13 protein-coding genes and 1 riboswitch are annotated in these 17,665 nt (G+C 73.3%); of the genes, 6 read left to right on the top strand and 7 right to left on the bottom strand.

Translation table 11 applies throughout. From position 1 onward, the window contains the following. Window positions 1–94 precede the first annotated feature (94 nt). Window positions 95–679, top strand: coding sequence for a hypothetical protein (locus BM064_RS03750; RefSeq protein ID WP_092858033.1), 585 nt, complete (start codon window positions 95–97; stop codon window positions 677–679). 2 nt (window positions 680–681) lie between these two features. Then, the gene (locus tag BM064_RS03745; protein ID WP_092858031.1) at window positions 682–1,548 is read left to right on the top strand and encodes an HTD2 family dehydratase; all 867 of its coding nucleotides are present in this window, start codon (window positions 682–684) and stop codon (window positions 1,546–1,548) included. A 38-nt stretch (window positions 1,549–1,586) separates the two neighbouring features. Here the strand turns inward: BM064_RS03745 and BM064_RS03740 are convergent, their stop codons facing one another. From BM064_RS03740 to BM064_RS03720, 5 genes are all read right to left on the bottom strand, one after another. Continuing rightward, window positions 1,587–2,198, bottom strand: coding sequence for an HAD family hydrolase (locus BM064_RS03740; RefSeq protein ID WP_092858029.1), 612 nt, complete (start codon window positions 2,196–2,198; stop codon window positions 1,587–1,589). 503 nt (window positions 2,199–2,701) lie between these two features. Further along, the gene (gene gcvP, locus BM064_RS03735; RefSeq protein ID WP_092858027.1) at window positions 2,702–5,548 is read right to left on the bottom strand and encodes an aminomethyl-transferring glycine dehydrogenase; all 2,847 of its coding nucleotides are present in this window, start codon (window positions 5,546–5,548) and stop codon (window positions 2,702–2,704) included. Window positions 5,549–5,632: 84 nt separating this feature from the next. Continuing rightward, window positions 5,633–5,995: a glycine cleavage system protein GcvH gene (gene gcvH / locus BM064_RS03730; protein ID WP_092858025.1), complete on the bottom strand. Its 363-nt coding sequence runs from the start codon at window positions 5,993–5,995 to the stop codon at window positions 5,633–5,635. Between the two features lie 9 nt (window positions 5,996–6,004). Then, window positions 6,005–7,135 (bottom strand): glycine cleavage system aminomethyltransferase GcvT, encoded by a 1,131-nt coding sequence (gene gcvT / locus BM064_RS03725; protein WP_092858023.1) that lies wholly within the window; start codon window positions 7,133–7,135, stop codon window positions 6,005–6,007. Between the two features lie 154 nt (window positions 7,136–7,289). After that, window positions 7,290–7,395: riboswitch (glycine riboswitch) on the bottom strand. A gap of 237 nt (window positions 7,396–7,632) precedes the next feature. Next, window positions 7,633–9,471: an ABC-F family ATP-binding cassette domain-containing protein gene (locus tag BM064_RS03720; RefSeq protein ID WP_092858021.1), complete on the bottom strand. Its 1,839-nt coding sequence runs from the start codon at window positions 9,469–9,471 to the stop codon at window positions 7,633–7,635. Window positions 9,472–9,725: 254 nt separating this feature from the next. Here BM064_RS03720 and BM064_RS03715 point away from each other — a divergent pair, with 254 nt between their 5' ends. From BM064_RS03715 to BM064_RS03700, 4 genes are all read left to right on the top strand, one after another. Further along, a complete protein-coding gene (locus BM064_RS03715) occupies window positions 9,726–10,772 on the top strand; it encodes an ABC transporter substrate-binding protein (protein WP_218160944.1) in 1,047 nt (348 codons plus the stop codon). An 86-nt stretch (window positions 10,773–10,858) separates the two neighbouring features. Continuing rightward, window positions 10,859–11,626 (top strand): ABC transporter ATP-binding protein, encoded by a 768-nt coding sequence (locus BM064_RS03710; RefSeq protein WP_092858019.1) that lies wholly within the window; start codon window positions 10,859–10,861, stop codon window positions 11,624–11,626. Then, window positions 11,619–12,452 carry an ABC transporter permease gene (locus BM064_RS03705; protein ID WP_092858017.1) on the top strand — a complete coding sequence of 278 codons (834 nt, stop codon included), beginning with the start codon at window positions 11,619–11,621 and terminating at the stop codon, window positions 12,450–12,452. The genes BM064_RS03710 and BM064_RS03705 overlap by 8 nt, the downstream gene beginning before the upstream one ends. Before the next feature lie 118 nt (window positions 12,453–12,570). Next, the gene (locus tag BM064_RS03700; RefSeq protein ID WP_143103251.1) at window positions 12,571–13,590 is read left to right on the top strand and encodes an NADPH:quinone oxidoreductase family protein; all 1,020 of its coding nucleotides are present in this window, start codon (window positions 12,571–12,573) and stop codon (window positions 13,588–13,590) included. An 85-nt stretch (window positions 13,591–13,675) separates the two neighbouring features. Here the strand turns inward: BM064_RS03700 and mdoH are convergent, their stop codons facing one another. Together mdoH and BM064_RS03690 are read right to left on the bottom strand one after the other, a co-directional pair. Beyond that, window positions 13,676–15,898 carry a glucans biosynthesis glucosyltransferase MdoH gene (gene mdoH / locus BM064_RS03695; protein WP_092858013.1) on the bottom strand — a complete coding sequence of 741 codons (2,223 nt, stop codon included), beginning with the start codon at window positions 15,896–15,898 and terminating at the stop codon, window positions 13,676–13,678. Then, window positions 15,895–17,493 (bottom strand): OpgD/OpgG family glucan biosynthesis protein, encoded by a 1,599-nt coding sequence (locus tag BM064_RS03690; RefSeq protein ID WP_177236134.1) that lies wholly within the window; start codon window positions 17,491–17,493, stop codon window positions 15,895–15,897. Before BM064_RS03690 ends, mdoH begins: the two co-directional genes overlap by 4 nt. Between the last annotated feature and the right edge of the window lie 172 nt (window positions 17,494–17,665).

Raw genomic sequence — 17,665 nt, 5'->3', positions numbered from 1 at the left:
CCGTATTGACCCGCCCTCGCCCCCCGGTCTTATTCCGCTTTGGGACCATGCCAGCCTCCACAGGGAGGCGCAGCCACGCCTGGGGAGGCCAGCCATGACTTTTCTGCGCCCGTACGCAACCGCCGCGATCCTCGCCGCCGGCCTGATCCCGGCGCTCGTCGCCGGCCCCGCGCGGGCCGACGACGTCGAGGACAGCCTGAACGCGGCGCTGGAGGCCTACCGCGCCGGCGACTTCGTCACCGCCCGCGACGAGGCCGAGTTCGCCGTCACCCTGCTGGGGCAGATGAAGGCCCAGGACCTCGGCGGCTTCCTGCCCGAGCCGCTCGACGGCTGGACCCGGGACGAGAGCGCCGACCAGGCCATGGCCGCGCAGATGTTCGGCGGCGGGCTGGTGTCCTCGGCCACCTACTCCGACGGCACGGACGAGGTCGTGGTCACCTTCGCCGCCGACAGCCCGATGGTCACCGCCATGTCGGCGATGTTCGGCAACGCCTCGGCCATGGGCGCCATGGGCAAGGTCATGCGGGTGGGCAAGCACCGCGCCATCGTCACCCCCGAGGGCGAGATCCAGGCGCTGATCGACCGGCGCATCCTGGTGACCGTCTCCGGCTCCGCCCCGGCCGAGACGCGCCAGGCCTTCTTCGAGGCCATCGATCTGGACGCGCTGGCCGAGTTCTGAGCATGGCGCGCGAGACCCCTTCTCCCGCAGCCCCCCGCCCCCCGATCCCCGACAGCGCCGGCGAGCCCCGGGTGATGCGCGCGCGCATCGCCCCCGGGCCCGTCGCCGCGCTCCACCACGCGCTCGGGCGCGCGGGCCCGCCCCCCGCCGCGGGCGAGCCGCTGCCGCCGATGTGGCACAACCTGTTCTTCGCCGAGACCGCCCCGGCCTCCGAGCTCGCCGAGGACGGGCTGCCGCGCGCCGGCGGCTTCCTGCCCGACACCGGCCTGCCGCGCCGGCGGCGCGGCGGCGGGCGGCTGGAGTTCCTGGCCCCGATCCCCATCGGCGCCGAGGCGGAGCGGATCTCAGTGATCCAGAACGTGGCGATCAAGCAGGCGGCCTCCGGGGCGCTGGCCATCGTCACCCTGCGCCACGAGATCCTGGTGGACGGGGCGCCGGCCCTGCGCGAGGAGGAGGACCTGGTCTTCCGCCCCGACTGGAGCCCCGACGAGCCCCCCCAGGCCGAGCCGCCGGAGCGCGACGAGCGTCCCGCCTTCCGCCGCGAGGTCGAGGCGGATCCGGTGCTGCTGTTCCGCTACGCGGCGCTGACCTTCAACGCCCTGCGCATCCACTACGACCACGCCTACGCCACCGGGCGCGAGGGCTGCGCGGAGCGGGTGGTCGACGGGATGCTGGTGGCCCAGCTCCTCGCCGATCTGCTGCGCGACGAGACCCGCCGGCTCCCCCGCACCTTCGAGTATCGCGCGGCGTCGCCGCTCCACTGCGGCGAGACCTTCAGCCTCTGCGGCCGCACCCTGGGCGCCCGGGCCGACCTCTGGGCGCTGAACGCCCACGGCCGGCTGGCGCTGGAGGCGCGCGTCACGACCTGACGGGGGGTCCCGGGGGGGGCGTCCCCGGGGGGCCGCGATCAGACCGCCAGCCCCTCGGCCCGCAGCGCCTCGGCGAGGCCGCCCGCCCCCTGGAAATGGTGCACCCGCCAGCCGCGCGCGGCGGCGGCCTCGACGTTGGCGAGCTTGTCGTCGGTGAAGAACAGCTCCGCCCCGCTCATCCCCAGGCGCGCCTCGACCAGCGCGTAGATCTCAGGCTCGGGCTTGATCGCGCCCTCGCGGCCGGAGACGACCTCGACGTCGAAGCCGGACAGCAGGGGGAAGCGCGCCTGCGCCAGCAGCCAGGTGTCGCGGGCGAAGTTGGTCAGCGCGGCGAGGGGGACGCCCGCGTCCTTCAGGGCGCGGAAGATCTCGGGCGAGCCGGGCATCTCGGGTCCGAACATCTCCTGCCAGCGCTCGCGCCAGGCCATGACCAGGGGGGCGTCGTCGGGGTGGCGGAGGGCGGCGGCGGCGGTCGCCTCAGCGAGGTCGCCGCGGTCGCCCTCGAGGTTGAAGGCGGCGAAGTCGACGCGGGCGAAGAGCGCCTCGCGCTCGGCCGCGTCGGGGACCAGCGTCTCGTAGAGGCGGGCGGGCTGCCAGTCGATCAGCACGTTGCCGACGTCGAAGACGACGGCGCGGGGGGGCGTGGGCATGGCAGGGGTCCGGGCAAGGGAACGCGGGATCTCGGCGGCCGGACCCTGCCCCGCGCCCCGGCGCCGATCAAGCGACGCGACGCCGCTGGGGGCGCCGGACCCGGCCCTCGCCCGCCGCAGACGCCGTTCCCGGGGTCCGGCGTCGTCCGCCTGCCCCCGCCACGGGAGACGGGGCCCACGGGCGCCCGCTCGGCCGCCGCGCCGCGGGCCCGACGCCCGCGGCCAGCGCCTCGCCGGCCGCGGCGCGTCCCCGGCCGGGCCCTCGCGACGGCGTCTGCCGGAGGAGACGGCGCCCCCGGGGCGCCGCGCGCGCCTCGCGCCGCGGGCCGGACCTCGCGACCGGCGCGCGGCCGGCCGCGGCGCTCCCGCGCAGGCAGGCTCTGGACCGAGCCGCCGCCCGGGAGACGTCGCACCCGGGCGCCGCGGCGGCCGCGCGCCGCGGGCGGACGCGGGCCTCCGGGGCGACGCCCGACGCGGCGCCCGGTCCTGCTCTGCGCCCGGTCCTACTCGGCGGCTTCGGCGTAGCTCTCCATCGGGGGGCAGGTGCAGACCAGGTTGCGGTCGCCGAAGACGTTGTCCACGCGGTTCACCGGCGCCCAGTATTTGTCCACCCGGAACGCGCCCGGGGGGTAGCAGGCCTGCTCGCGCGAGTAGGGGCGGTTCCAGTCGCCGACCAGGTCCTCGACCGTGTGGGGCGCGCCCTTGAGGGGGTTGTCCTCGCGGTCAAGGTCGCCGTCCTCGATCGCCTGGGCCTCGGCCCGGATCGCCAGCATCGCGTCGCAGAAGCGGTCGAGCTCGGCCTTGGGCTCGGACTCGGTGGGCTCCACCATCAGGCAGCCCGCCACGGGGAAGGACATCGTGGGCGCGTGGAAGCCGCAGTCGATCAGCCGTTTCGCCACGTCGTCCACCGTCACCCCCGCGCTGTCGGCCAGGGGGCGGGTGTCGAGGATCAGCTCGTGGGCCACGTGCCCGCCCTTGCCGGCGTAGAGGATCTTGTAGTCCGACTGCAGCCGCGCCGCGATGTAGTTGGCGTTGAGGATCGCCACCTTGGTCGCCTGGGTCAGCCCCTCGCCGCCCATCATCAGGATGTAGGCCCAGGAGATCGGCAGGATCGAGGCCGAGCCCCACTCGGCCCCCGCGACCGCGCCCTCGCCCGAGATCGGATCGCCCGGCAGATGCTCGGCCAGGTGCGCCTTCACCCCGATCGGCCCCATGCCCGGGCCGCCGCCGCCGTGGGGAATGCAGAAGGTCTTGTGCAGGTTCATGTGGCTCACGTCGGACCCCACGTCGCCCGGCCGCGCGATGCCCACCATGGCGTTGAGGTTGGCGCCGTCGAGATAGACCTGCCCGCCCGCCTCATGGGTGATGGCGCAGACTTCGCGCACCGTCTCCTCGAACACGCCGTGGGTCGAGGGGTAGGTGATCATGCAGGCGGCCACCCGGCCCTCGTATTTCTCGGCCTGGGCGCGGAAGTCGTCCACGTCGATGTCGCCGTTCGCCCGCGCCTTCACCGGCACCACCTTGTAGCCGACCATCTGCGCGGTCGCCGGGTTGGTGCCGTGCGCCGAGGTCGGGATCAGGCAGACGTCGCGATGCCCCTCGCCGCGGGCGATGTGGTAGCGCCGGATCGTCATCAGCCCCGCGAACTCGCCCTGCGCGCCGGAGTTGGGCTGCATCGAGACCGCATCGTAGCCGGTGATCGCGCACAGTTTTTCGCTCAGGTCCGCCACCATCTCGGCGTAGCCCAGGCGCTGGTCGGCGGGGGCGAAGGGGTGGATGCCGCCGAACTCGGGCCAGGTGACGGGCATCATCTCGGCCGTGGCGTTGAGCTTCATCGTGCACGAGCCCAGCGGGATCATCGCCCGGTCCAGCGCGAGATCCCGGTCGGCGAGACGGCGCATGTAGCGCGTCATCTCCGCCTCGGCCCGGTTCATGTGGAACACCGGGTGGGTCAGGTATTCCGTTTCGCGCAGCAGTTCCGCCGGCAGGCGGGGCTCCGGCGACGGGCCCTCCAGCGCCATGGCGCCGCCGAAGGCGCGCCAGACGGCCTCGATCTCGGCCGGGCGCACCATCTCGTCGAGCGCGATGGCGATGCGGTCGGAGCCCACCGCGCGCAGATTCACGCCCTCGGCCAGCGCCGCGCGCATGATCACGCCCTGGAAGGGGCCGGTCTCGACGCAGAGCGTGTCGAAGAAGGCGGCGGGGCCGACCTTGAAGCCGAGGCTCTCCAGCCCCTGCGCCATGCGCACGGCCTTCTCATGGACCCGCTGGGCGATCGCCTTCAGGCCCATCGGGCCGTGGAAGACGGCATACATCGAGGCCATCACCGCCAGCAGCGCCTGCGCGGTGCAGACGTTGGAGGTCGCCTTCTCCCGCCGGATATGCTGCTCGCGCGTCTGCAGGGCCAGCCGGTAGGCGCGGTTGCCGCGCGCGTCGACCGAGACGCCGACCAGCCGCCCCGGCATCGCCCGCTTGTGCGCGTCCGAGCAGGCCATGTAGGCGGCGTGAGGGCCCCCGCCCCCCATCGGCACGCCGAAGCGCTGGGTCGAGCCGACGGCGACGTCGGCGCCCATCTCTCCGGGCGATTTCAGCAGGGTCAGCGCCAGGATGTCGGCGGCGACCACCGCCAGCGCCTTGGCCTCATGCAGCTTTTCGACCAGCGGCGTGAAGTCCTTCACGTCGCCGTTGGCGCCGGGATACTGGAAGAGGGCGCCGAAGACGGCCGAGGGGTCGAGGTCCGAGAACGGGTCGCCCACCACGATCTCGATCCCCAGCGGCTCGGCCCGCGTCTTCACCACGTTGATCGTCTGCGGGAAGCAGTCGGCGTCCACGAAGAAGGCCGGGGCCTTGGACTTCGACTGCCGGCGGGCCAGCGCCATCGCCTCGGCGGCCGCGGTCGGCTCGTCCAGCAGCGAGGCGTTGGCGATGTCCATGCCCGTCAGGTCCGAGACCATGGTCTGGAAGTTCAGCAGCGCCTCCAGCCGGCCCTGGGATATCTCCGGCTGGTAGGGCGTGTAGGCCGTGTACCAGGCGGGGTTCTCGAGGATGTTGCGCTGGATGCAGGGGGGCGTGACCGTCCCGTAGTGGCCCAGCCCGATCATCGAGACCAGGACCTTGTTCTTCTCCGCCGTGCGCCGCAGCTTCCACAGCACCTCGCGCTCCGACAGCGGCGCGCCGAAGACCAGGGGCGCGTCCTGGCGGATGCCCTGGGGGACCGTGGCGTCGATCAGCGCGTCGAGGCTCTCCACCCCGATGGTCGCCAGCATCTCCTCCATCTCGGCCGGCGAGGGCCCGATATGGCGGCGGTTGGCGAAGTCGTAGGGGTCGTAGTCGGTGAAGGCGAAGGGCATGGGGGCTCCCTGCCGGCGCGGCGCCGGCGGCTGTGGGAAGACGGGCGGAGGCGGCCGGCGGCGCCCGCCGGCCGGGGGACGGCCTTACTCGATGAAGGCCTTGTACTCGTCCTCGTCCATGAACTCGTCGAGCGCGCCGGCGTCGGCGATCTTCATGCGGAAGAACCAGCCGGCGCCCGTCGGATCCTCGTTCACCAGGGCGGGGTTCTCGACGATCTTGTCGTTCACCTCGACGATCTCGCCGTCGATCGGCGCGGAGATGTCGGAGGCCGCCTTGACGGACTCGATGGTCGAGACTTCGGCGCCCGCGGCGACCTCGTCCCCGATCTCGGGCAGCTCGATGAACACGATGTCGCCCAGCTGCTCGGCGGCGTGCTCGGTGATGCCGACGGTGACGATGTCGCCGTCGAGGTCGAGCCACTCGTGCTCTTCGGTGTACTTGGTCATTCGCGGGCCTCAGCGCTTGTACTGATGGGGGACGAAGGGGAGGGAGGCGACCTGCGCGGGCAGGCGCTTGCCCCGGACCTCGCCGTAAAGGCGGGTTCCGGGCGTGGCGTGGTCCGTGGGCACATAGGCCATGGCCATGGGTCCGCCCAGGGTGGGACCGAAGGCGCCGGAGACGACGGTCCCGATCGGCTCGGCCGCATCCTCGGAGGCGAAGACCGGCGTGGGCGCGCGCATCGGGGCGCGCCCCTCGGGCAGCAGGCCGACGCGCAGGCGGGCGGGGCCGGATTCCAGCTCCTCCAGGATCCGCTCGGCGCCGGGGAAGCCGCCCTCCCGGGCGCCCCCGCGGCGGCGGATTTTTTGAATCGCCCACGGCAGGCCCGCTTCCACCGGGCTGGTGGTCTCGTCGATGTCGGAGCCGTAGAGGCAGAGGCCGGCTTCCAGCCGCAGAGAGTCCCGGGCGCCAAGGCCCGCGGGGGCGACGCCGGGCTGCTCCAGCAGGGCCTCGGCCACGCCCTCGGCGCGGTCGGCGGGGAGCGAGATCTCGAACCCGTCCTCGCCGGTGTAGCCGGAGCGCGAGACCAGGCAGGGCACGCCCGCCAGCGCCGTCTCGGCCACGTCCATGAAGCGCATCTCGCCCACGCGGGCGCCCAGCGCCATCATCGCCGCCTCGGCCTTCGGGCCCTGCAGGGCGATCAGGGCGCGGTCGGTCAGCTCCTCCAGCTCGCAGGCGTCGGAGAGATGGGCGCGCAGGTGGCCGAAGTCATGCTCCCGCCGCGCGGCGTTGACCACGATGAAGAGCGCGTCGCCCAGGTTCGCGAACATGAAGTCGTCGAGGATGCCGCCCTCGGGCGAGGTGAACAGCCCGTAGCGCTGACGCCCCTCCGCCAGCCCCGCCACCGAGACGGGGGCCAGCGTCTCGAGCGCCAGCATCGCGCCTTTCAGCTTGCCGGACTTCGGGCGCAGGAAGGCCTGGCCCATGTGCGAGACGTCGAAGAGCGCCGCGGCCTCGCGCGCGGCGGCATGTTCGCGAAGGATCCCCGAGGGATACTGGATCGGCAGGGCCCAGCCCGCGAAGGGCGCCATGCGGGCCTTCAGGCTCTCGTGCAGGGCGAAGAGCGGCGTGCGCTGCGCCTCGTCCATCGCGTGATCGTCCGGCATGGATTCCCCCAGTGACCGATGCGGCGTCGCCGCCGGCGGATGGCTCCGCCGGCCGTGGCGCCCCCGCTGTCCTTTCGCCTGAGATCGCTATCCCTTCGGCGAGCGCCTGTGCGGCGCCTCTCTCCAGCGTTTCGCGTCGACCCCGCCGGTCCTTTCGCCTGAGAGTTTCCGGGGCGGTTGCTCCTTCGGCCCCGGCGTCCTGATCTGCGATTCAGGTCGCCGGCGTCTCCCAACGGGTCGATTTCAAGTTAGACGCGGCCGCGGAGCGACGCAAGCGGCAGATGCTGCACCGCGGGACGCAAGGGGGCGAGGCGGCCCGTCCCCGCGCGCGCGTCGGCGGCCGGAACGGGACGAGGCCCGCCCCGCGCGCCGAAGGCGGGCCCCCGGCCCGCCGTCGCCGAGGGACGCGCGGCTGCGCGGACCGAGATGAAAGGATTGCCCGCGTCAGCGGGCGCCGCAGGATGGCGGGCCAGCCGGGCTCAGCCCTCGACCTCTTCGCGCAGCGCCTCGAGCTCCAGCCACTCGTCCTCGGCCGCGGCCAGCGCCGCCTGCCGCTGCTCCAGCGCGGCGGTCGCCTTGGCGAACTTGTCGGGCGCCTTGGAGAACAGGTCGGGGTCCGCGAGCAGCCCCTCCAGCTTGCCGATGTCCGCGCTCAGCCGGTCGATCTCGCCCGGCAGGTCGTCCAGCCGCTTGGCCTGCTTGAAGGAGAGCTTCTTCGCCGGGCCCGCCGCGGGTTTCGGCGCGGGGGCCGGGGCCTTGGGCTTCGCGACGGGCTCGGGCGCCGCGTCGGTCAGCCCGTGCACCGGGGCGCCGCCGCGCTGGGTCACCATGTCGGTCCAGCCGCCGGCATAGACGGTGGCGCGCCCGTCGCCTTCCATCACCACGGTCGTCCCCGCCACGCGGTCGAGGAAATCGCGGTCGTGGCTGACCAGCAGCACGGTGCCGTCGTAGTCGTCGAGCAACTCCTGCAGCAGGTCCAGCGTCTCGACGTCGAGGTCGTTGGTCGGCTCGTCGAGAATGAGCAGGTTGGACTCGCGCGCCATGATCCGCGCCAGCAGCAGCCGCGCCCGCTCGCCCCCCGACAGCGCCTTCACCGGCCCGCGGGCCTGGCGCTCGTCGAAGAGGAATTCCTTGAGATACCCCACGACGTGCTTGGGCCGCCCCCGCACCATCACCTGGTCCGAGTTGCCCGAGACCGCCATCTCCGGGTCGTGGGTCAGCGTGTCCCACAGGCTGCGCTCGGGGTCGAGCGCGCTGCGGGCCTGGTCGAAGACGGCCGGCAGCAGGTTGGTGCCCATCACGATCTTGCCGCTGTCCGGCGCGATCTCCCCGGTCAGCAGTTTTATCAATGTGGTCTTGCCGGCCCCGTTGGGACCCACGAAGGCCACCCGGTCGCCGCGCTGCACCTTGATCGAGAACTCCCGGACGATCGTGCGGTCGCCGTAGGCCTTGGAGATCTCCTCGGCCTCCACCACCCGCTTGCCGGAGGGCGCGGCGCTCTCCAGCGCCATCGCGGCGGCGCCGATGCGCATCCGCTGGCCGGACCGCTCGGCCTTCATGTCGTGCAGGCGGCGCACGCGGCCCATGTTGCGCTTGCGCCGGGCCGAGATGCCCTCGACCGCCCACACGCTCTCCTGCTTGATCAGCCGGTCGAGCTTGTGGCGTTGCTGCTCCTCTTCCTCGAAGATCTTGTCGCGCCAGTCCTCGAAGGCCTCGAAGCCCCGCTCCAGCCGGCGCACCTGGCCGCGGTCGACCCACAGGATCTGCCGGGTGAGCGCCCGCAGGAAGGCGCGGTCGTGTGAGACCAGCACGAAGGCCGCGCGGGTCTGCTTCATCCGCTCTTCCAGCCAGGCGATGGCGGCGATGTCGAGGTGGTTGGTCGGCTCGTCCAGCAAGAGCAGGTCCGGCTCCAGCGCCAGCACGCGCGCCAGCGCCGCCCGACGCCGCTCGCCGCCGGAGGCGGCGGCGGGGTCCTGGCGCTCGGGGACCTTCAGGCCCTCCATCGCCATCTCGGCGCGCCAGCGCTCGGAGGCCTCCAGCGGCTCGGCCACGTAGTCGCCCAGCGTGGGGTAGCCCGAGAAGTCGGGATCCTGCGGCAGGTAGCCCACCGAGGCGCCGGGGCGCAGGAAGCGGTCGCCCGCGTCCGGCTCCACCAGCGCCGCCATCACCTTCATCAGCGTCGACTTGCCCGAGCCGTTGCGCCCCACGAGGCAGATCCGGTCGCCGGGATGCACCGCGCAGGAGAGCCCCGAGAACAGGGGATCCCCCCCGAACCCGAGGGAGATGTCGGCGAGCGTGAGAATGGGTGGTTCTGCCATGCCTGCGCGGTATCGGGGCCTGCGCGGGGCGTCAAGCGGGCGCGTTCGCCGGGGGACCCGGCGGCGGGTCCGCGCCCCGGCCGGACCCTGCGGCAGGTTTGCGCAGGCCCCGAGGCGGTGCTAATCCCCGACCACCGGCCCCCCGGGGCGTCGCGGAGCGCGACGCAGGCGGGGCGCGGGACGAGACTCAAGGGGTTGAACACGGCCGCCCGGACCGCAACCGGGAACCAGGGGCGGCGCCAGGGAGGACGACCATGAAGACCACCGACACCTGGGCGGCGCTCAGCCGACGCGGCTGGATGCGGCTCGCCGGCGCCGCGGCGATGGGCGCGGCCGCGCTGGGCGCGATCCTGCCCGAGCCCGCCTCGGCCGCCGACAAGGTCACCGTCGGCGCCCTGCGCTTCACCTCGCACGCCCCGAGCTTCATCGCGCTCGAGCGCGGCTACTTCGCCGACGAGGGGCTGGAGGTCGAGCTGAAGTTCTTCCAGGCCGCCCAGCCGGTCGCGGTCGCCATCGCCTCGGGCGACATCGACTTCGGCGTCACCGCGCTGACCGGCGGGTTCTTCAATCTCGCCGACAAGGGCGCGCTGAAGGTGGTCGCGGGCCTCTACGCCGAGGATCCCTCGGCCAACGGCACCGCGCTGCTCGCCTCCAACCAGGCCTTCGAGGCGGGGCTGAAGACGCCCGCCGACCTCAAGGGGCGCAGCTTCGGGATGACCCAGCAGGGCTCCTCCTTCCACTACCAGGCGGCGCTCTTCGCCGAGGCGAACGGCTTCTCGGTCGAGGACATGGACCTCAAGCCCCTGCAGAAGGTCGGCTCGATGATCGGGGCGCTGAAGTCGGGCCAGGTCGACGCCATCGCCATGGTGCCCCACATCGCCGCCGCGCTGGACGCGAGCGGGGCCGCCCACATCATCGGCTGGCTGAAGGACATGGGCCCCTACCAGGTGACCACCGTCTTCACCTCGACCGAGAACGCCACCGAGAACCGCGACATGGTCGAGCGCTTCCTGCGCGCCTACCAGCGCGGGGTCGAGGACTACGCCGCCGCCTTCCTGGCCGAGACCCCCGACCCCGCGACCACCGACGCGATGGTCGAGCTGATCCACGGCTACGTCTACGCCGACCAGCCGCTGGAGCAGGCGGCCGCCTCGATCAAGGCCGGCGCCGTCTACATGTCGACCGACCTCGACGTCGCCGACGTCGAGAAGCAGCTCGCCTGGTTCAAGGCCCACGGGCTCGCGCCCGAGGGCCTGACCACCGAGGAGCTGGTCGACGCCAGCTACGTCCCCACCAACTGATCCCTCCGAGGCCGGCGCCCTGCGCCGGCCTCGCGTCCTCTCGGGGCCGGCGACCGCGCCGGCCCCGGCCGTTTCTGGAGCCCGCCATGGACCTCGCCCTCGCCCATGTCTCGCACCGCTACAACGGGGTGGAGGTCCTGCGCGACATCTCCTTCGCGGCCCCGGCGGGGCGGATCGTGTGCCTCGTCGGCCCCTCGGGCTGCGGCAAGTCCACGCTGCTGCGCTTTCTCGGCGGGCTGGAGCGGCCGGACGAGGGCCAGGTCACGATGACCGGCGAGCCGCCCGCGGGCAGCCTCAACCCGCTGACCTACATCTTTCAGGACTTCGCCCTGCTGCCCTGGCGCAGCGCGCGCGGGAACATCTCGCTGGCGCTGGAGGATCACAGGCTGTCCCGGCGCGAGCGCGAGGAGATCATCGCCGACGTGCTGGCGCGCACCGGGCTGTCGGACTTCGCCGACGCCCTGCCCCGGCAGCTCTCGGGCGGCATGAAGCAGCGGGTGGCGATCGCCCGCGCGCTGGCCGTGCGCCCCGCCTGCCTGCTGATGGACGAGCCGCTCTCGGCCCTCGACAGCCAGACCCGGGAACTGCTGCTCGACGACCTCCAAGGCCTGTGGGAGCGGGAGCGCTTCGGCGCCGTCTACGTCACCCACAACCTCGCCGAGGCCGTGCGCCTGGGCCACCAGGTCGTCGTCCTCTCGCGCCGCCCCGGCCAGGTGCGCGAGATCGTCGAGATCGACATGCCCCTGTCCGAGCGGAAGGCCCGGGCCGCCGAGCTGGAAGCCCACCAGACCCGCCTGTGGGAGCTGATGCGCGAGGAGGCGATGGCCGCCGACCAGGAGATCGCCGATGTCTGACGCAGCCCTGCCCGGCGCCGCCCCCCGGACCGAGCCCGCCCCCGGCGCCCGCCCGGTCCCCTTCCGCGGCGGCGGATTCCGCCCCACCCCGCGCCGCTGGGTGGGTCCGCTGGTCTTCGCCGCGCTCTTCGCGGCGTGGGAGGCGGGCTCGCGGATGGGCTGGATCAGCCCCATCGTGCTGCCCGCGCCGTCGGAGGCGCTGGAGGCGTTCTCGAACCTCGCCCGCTCCGGGCAGCTGGCGCTGCACCTCCAGGCCTCGCTGTCGCGGCTGGTGCAGGGGTGGATTTTCGGAACCCTGCTCGGCATCGCGGTGGGCTTCGCGGCGGGGCTCTTCAGCCTGGCCCGCGCCGGCATCGTGCCGCTGGTGGCGGCCTTCTTCCCGATCCCCAAGATCGCGCTGCTGCCGCTCTTCATCATCTGGTTCGGGATCGGCGAGGAATCGAAGGTCGCGACGATCCTCTTCGGGACCTTCTTCCCCACGGTGATCGCGGTCTACGGCGGGGTCGACGGGGTGGACCGGGGACTGGTGCGCATGGGCCAGAGCTTCGGCCTGTCGCGCTGGTCGATCGTGCGCAAGATCATCCTGCCGGGCGCGATGCCGGCGATCCTGTCGGGGTTCCGGATCTCGGCCTCGATCGCGATCATCCTGCTGGTGGCGGCCGAGATGATCGGCGCGGAATACGGCATCGGCGCCTACGTGCTGCTGGCGGGCAACCTGATGGCGACCGACCAGCTGGTGGCGGGGGTGGCGATGCTCTCGATCCTCGGGCTGACCGTGAGCTGGCTGATCGGGCGGCTGGAGAAGCGGGTGCTGCGCTGGCGCTGAGCCGGGACTGCGCGGCCGGAGGGGCTTGACCCCTGCCTGCCGGCCGGTCGACCCTGCCCGCCGGGCGCCCCCGCGCCCGCGAAGGGGCCGCGCGAGACGGCCCGCAGGAGGATCCCCGTTGAGCGACAGAACCGTGCGCGCCGCCGTCTGCACCGCGCTGACCGGCCCCGACGCCGTGCGCGTCCAGGACTGGACCAGCCGCGCCCCCGGTCCGGGCGAGGTCCGCCTGAGGCTCGCCGCCTCCTCGGCCAACTATCCCGACCTGCTGATGACCCGCGGCCTCTACCAGCATAGGGCCGAGCCGCCCTTCGTCCCGGGCCTCGAGGCCGCGGGCACGATCCTCGACGTGGGCGAGGGGGTGGAGGGCTGGAAGCCCGGCGACCGGGCCGTCGCCATGGTCGGCGCGGCGGGCGCCGGCTTCGCCGAGGAGACGACGGTGAAGGCCTCCTCCCTGCTGCCGACGCCCGAGGGGATGTCGGACGCGGCCGCGGCCTCCCTCTACGTCGGCCACTACACGGGCTACGTGGGCGTGGTGGACCGCGGACGCCTGCAGCCGCACGAGACCATGGTGGTCTTCGGCGCCGCCGGCGGCGTGGGGCTGGGCGCGGTGCAGATCGGCCTCGCGCTCGGGGCGAGGGTGATCGCCACCGCCTCCTCGGAAGCCAAGCGCGAGATGCTGCGGGCCGAGGGGGTGCAGCACGTGCTCGACCCCGCCGACCCGCAGTTGCGCGAGACGATCAAGGAGATCGGCGGCGGCGGCGTGGACCTGGTCTACGACCCGGTCAACGGCCCGCTCTTCGACCTCGGCCTGCGGGTGCTGCGGCCGGAGGGGCGGCTCGCCGTCATCGGCTTCACCGGCGCGGGGTCGGAGAGCGACAAGTCCGCGATCCGCCCCGCCCCCTCCAACATCGTGCTGATCAAGGAGATCGAGATCGTGGGCGTGCGCGCCGGCCAGTTCGGCCGACGCCACCCCGAAAAGCTGCTCGCGGCCTGGAAGCGGATGGGCGAGTGGCACGCGCAGGGCAAGCTGAACCCGCATGTGTCGCGGCTGTTCCCGCTCGACCGGGCCGCTGACGCCCTGCGGGCGCTGGAGGACCGCGGCGTGGTGGGCAAGATCGCGGTGACCATGGACGGCTGAGGGCCGGGGGCGAGGCCCCTTCAGGCCCCCCCGGGGCCCGGAACGACGAAGGCCCGGCGCGCGCGCCGGGCCTTTGCGATCGGGCTCACTCGGCGGCCTTGACCGCCGGGTCGGGGCCGTCGCCGCAGGCGCGCCAGGCCTCGAGCAGGTCGCGCCGGCCGGCGAGGGCCGTGCGCTCCTCCCGCGACATCCAGCGCAGGGCCTCGGCGGGCGAGGAGGCGGCCTGGATCTTGGCCGCGGCGGTGACGCGGGCGAGGCGGCGGGGCTCGTCGTCGGCCTCCTCCTCCAGCTCCGTGTCGACGCCCGAGGCGTGGTCGGCGAAGCGGTCGGGACGCGCGAGCAGCGCGGTCAGGCTGCCCGCCACGCCGTCGCGGATCCGGGCCTCGGCGGCCTCGGCCTTCAGGGCGGCGGGGAACGGGCGCAGGTCGCCGGCGGTGTCGAGCAGGCGCATCCGGCGCAGGGCGGCCCCCACCTTCGGATCGCCGGAGACGCGCGAGATCAGCGGCGACAGCGCCAGGCCCACCAGCACCGGCGACAGCCAGATCAGCACCTCGGGCTGGGTGAACCACAGCGCCACCGCGAGCACCACGCCGATCGAGACATGGCCCCAGTGCGCGGCCACGGCCATGCGCCACGGCAGGGCGGCGCCCTCGCGCTCCTGCGGGACCCAGCCGGCGTCGCGGCCCATCAGGATGTCGAAGACGTGCCGGCTCTGCATCATCATCATCGCCGGCGCGACGAGGGCGGAGAGCAGGATCTCGGCGGTCGCGCCCCACAGGATGCGGAACCCGCCGCCCAGCGCGCGCCGCCGCTCGCCGACGACGATGGCGTTGACGATGCCGATGATCTTGGGGGTCATCAGCAGGCCCATCGAGACCAGGAACAGGGTCAGCATCCGCTCGGAATCGAAGCGCGGCCAGGTCGGGAAGAGCTGGAAGGCGGAGGCGAAATACTCCGGCCGGAACCAGATCGCCTGGGCGGTCAGCGCGAGGCCGACGCAGATCATGATCAGCCAGATCGGCGACATCAGGTAGGAGCCGATGCCGATGGCGAAATGCACCCGGTTGGGCCAGCGAAGGCCGCGCGCGCCGATGATCTTGGCGTGCTGCAGGTTGCCCTGCGCCCAGCGCCGGTCGCGCACCGAGGCCGCCAGCAGCGAGGGCGGAGAGCCCTCCCAGCTGCCGCCGAGGTCGGGGTCCATGCGCACTTCCCACCCGGCGCGGCGCAGCAGGGCCGCCTCGACGAAGTCGTGGGAGAGGACGTGGCCGCCGAAGGGCTTGCGGCCGGCGAGCTCGGGCAGGCCGGCGGAGGCGGCGAAGGCCCTGGTGCGGATCAGGGCGTTGTGGCCCCAGAAGTTGCCGTCCGTGCCCTGCCAGGCGGCGACGCCGCGGGCGACCACGGGCCCGTAGAGGGCGCCGGCGAACTGCTGCAGGCGCGCGAAGGGGGTCGTGCCGAAGGCGAGCGCGGGGTTCGACTGCAGGAGGCCGAGGCGCGGGCGCGCCTCCATCCGCCGGACCATCTCGGCGATGGTGGCGCCCTCCATCAGGCTGTCGGCGTCGAGCGCGAGGAAGAAGTCGTAGCGCCCGCCCCACTTCTCGACGAAGTCCTGCACGTTGCCGGACTTGCGGGCGGTGTTGTGGGGGCGGCGGCGATACCAGACCGGCATCACGCCCGCGAGCTCGCGGCGCAGGGCCTCGACGGCGGTGGTCTCCTCGACCCAGACGTCGGGGTCGCGGCTGTCGGAGATCACGAAGATCTCGAAGTTGCGCGCGTGCCCCAGTTCGTCGAGGCCGCGCGCCATGGCGGCCAGCGCCCCGCAGGAGGCGGCGGCGTCCTCGTTGTAGACCGGCATCACGATCGCGGTGCGCGAGCGCAGGGGGACCGAGGCGTCGGTCCGGGGCGGCTTCGGCGCGAACAGCAGCCCCGCCAGCGCGGCGCAGGCCGACAGCGCGATCCAGCCGAAGGTGACGACGAAGAGGGCGCGCAAAGCGATCTGCAGGCCGTTCACCGCCTCGGGGTCGAAGGCGCGCAGCATCTGGTCGGCGCCCAGCACGGTCAGCGCCAGGGCGCCGCCGAAGGTCAGGATGCGCGCGCCGATGGTCCGCCAGGACTGCTGGCGGAACTTCGCGGGGGGCGAGCGGCGCAGATCCTGCGGCGGCATCGACAGGGGCGCGCGGGGCGGGGTGGGGCCCGCCGCACGGGCGCCCAGCGAGGCGACGTTGGACGTCTCGGGCGCGGTTTCAGGGCCGGCCGAGGCGATGTCGGGCCGGGCGTCGGAGCCGGTCTTGAAGGTCGTGGGGGCGTTCATGACGGGGTCCACCGGTAAAGCCAGGTCTCGGAAACGGGTTCGCCGCTCGTGGTTTCGAAAAGCTGAAGACGGAACTCGACGCCGGCGTTCGCCGGCGGCTGGAAGCGCATCACCACGCGGGCGCGGCTGCCGCCGGGCACGCCGTAGAAATGCACGTTCTCGAGCGGGGCGCCCGAGACTTCGACCCGCGGCTCGATCCCGGCCATGCCGCGGTCGCCCAGGTCGAAGTCGACCGCCAGCAGCCGGCTGTTCTCGGCGTGGATCGAGCGGCCGCCGCGGGTCGAGACGACGCGCGCGGTCGGCGCGTCGTCCGGCGGCAGCCCGCACCAGTATAGGCGATAGTCGAAGCTGTAGGTCTGCCCGGCCTCCAGCGCCTGCTCGGGGCGCCAGAAGCTGACGATGTTGTCGTTGAACTCCGACTGGGTCGGGATCTCGACCAGCATCTCGCCGCCCTTGCCCCAGCCCTGCGCCGGCGTGACCCAGGCCGAGGGGCGTTTTTCGTAGCGCGCCTCGGCGTCGGAATAGGAGGCGAAGTCGCGCTGGCGCTGCACCAGGCCGAAGCCCTTGGGGTTCTCGTCCTGGAAGAAGGACATCTGCAGCGTCGCGGGGTTCTGCACGGGGCGCCACAGGCGCTCGCCCGCGCCGGTCAGCATCTGCAGGCCGGAGCTGTCGTGCACCGCGTCGCGGTAGTCGTCCACGCGCCCGCGCTCCTTGGCCCCGAAGTAGTACATCGAGGTCAGGGGGGCGACGCCGATCTCCTGGATGTCGTCGCGCGGGATCAGGACCGAGCGGATGTCCATCGTGGTCTCGGCGCCCGGCCGCACCAGGAACTCGTAGGCGCCGGCGACCGAGGGGCTGTCGAGCAGGGCGTGGATCAGGATCTCGGCGGCGTTCTCGTCGGGACGGTGGACCCAGAAATGGGTGAACACCGGGAACTCCTCGCCGCCCGGCGCGCCGGTCTTGATGGCGAGCGCGCGCGCCGAGAGGCCGAAGATCTGGTTGCGCGCGACGCCGCGGAAGTAGCTGGCGCCCTGGAAGACGGCCACCTCGTCCATCGCCTCGGGGCGGTTGAGGGGGAAGCGGATGCGGAAGCCGGTCCAGCTCAGCCCCTCGCCCGCGCCCTCGGGGGCGCGGCCGTCGGGCAGGCCGAAGCGCTCGGGGTCGAAATGCAGGGCCTGGGCGTCGAAGGGCAGCGGCCGCTCGGCGCCGTTCTCGACCACCGAGACGTCGACCCGGTCGGTGTAGATCGAGCCCGGCGGCATCAGGTCGAGCTCGAAGCCCCGGTTCTCGCCGCGCCAGATCCGCGCCTCCTGGCGGTAACGGATCGAGCGGTACTTGTCGTAGCCGAGGTCGGCGAAGGGGCCGTTGGGGCTCTGGCGGCGGGGGGCGTGGCTTTCGGCGGCCAGGGCGCGGGCGCGTTCGATCACCGCCTCGAAGCCGAATCCCTCGGGCGGCGCCTCCTGGGCGCGGGCCATGCCGACGGGCGAATCGGAGGCGGCGGGCGCCGCGGCCATCAGCGTGGCGGCGCCGGCGCCGACGACGAAGCGACGGCGGTCCAGAGACCAGGCGGCGGCGTGGAACACGTCCCGGATCATGAGTTTGCGAGTCCCCCTCGTAGGTCGGAAAAGCCGGGACGGACCCTGGCCGCCGCGCCGCGCGCCGGGTCCGCGCAGGGCACGCTGCGGCGTCCGGCGAGGGCTGGCGACGGGAAGGCAGGCACGGCGCTGGGGATTCGGCGGCTGCATGTCATGGCTTAGACCAAAGCCG

Source organism: Albimonas pacifica, assembly GCF_900113695.1.
GTDB classification, from domain to species: Bacteria; Pseudomonadota; Alphaproteobacteria; order Rhodobacterales; family Rhodobacteraceae; genus Albimonas; species Albimonas pacifica.
This window is presented reverse-complemented; position numbering and strand designations above follow the sequence as displayed.

Excerpts from the sequence above, each read along its gene's own strand:
- BM064_RS03750 (WP_092858033.1), top strand. The coding sequence starts at position 95 with ATGACTTTTCTGCGCCCGTACGCAACCGCCGCGATCCTCGCCGCCGGC.
- gcvT (WP_092858023.1), bottom strand. The coding sequence starts at position 7,135 with ATGGACGAGGCGCAGCGCACGCCGCTCTTCGCCCTGCACGAGAGCCTG.
- BM064_RS03690 (WP_177236134.1), bottom strand. The coding sequence starts at position 17,493 with ATGATCCGGGACGTGTTCCACGCCGCCGCCTGGTCTCTGGACCGCCGT.
- gcvP (WP_092858027.1), bottom strand. The coding sequence starts at position 5,548 with ATGCCCTTCGCCTTCACCGACTACGACCCCTACGACTTCGCCAACCGC.
- BM064_RS03715 (WP_218160944.1), top strand. The coding sequence starts at position 9,726 with ATGAAGACCACCGACACCTGGGCGGCGCTCAGCCGACGCGGCTGGATG.
- BM064_RS03720 (WP_092858021.1), bottom strand. The coding sequence starts at position 9,471 with ATGGCAGAACCACCCATTCTCACGCTCGCCGACATCTCCCTCGGGTTC.
- BM064_RS03740 (WP_092858029.1), bottom strand. The coding sequence starts at position 2,198 with ATGCCCACGCCCCCCCGCGCCGTCGTCTTCGACGTCGGCAACGTGCTG.
- BM064_RS03705 (WP_092858017.1), top strand. The coding sequence starts at position 11,619 with ATGTCTGACGCAGCCCTGCCCGGCGCCGCCCCCCGGACCGAGCCCGCC.
- BM064_RS03745 (WP_092858031.1), top strand. The coding sequence starts at position 682 with ATGGCGCGCGAGACCCCTTCTCCCGCAGCCCCCCGCCCCCCGATCCCC.
- gcvH (WP_092858025.1), bottom strand. The coding sequence starts at position 5,995 with ATGACCAAGTACACCGAAGAGCACGAGTGGCTCGACCTCGACGGCGAC.
- BM064_RS03710 (WP_092858019.1), top strand. The coding sequence starts at position 10,859 with ATGGACCTCGCCCTCGCCCATGTCTCGCACCGCTACAACGGGGTGGAG.
- mdoH (WP_092858013.1), bottom strand. The coding sequence starts at position 15,898 with ATGAACGCCCCCACGACCTTCAAGACCGGCTCCGACGCCCGGCCCGAC.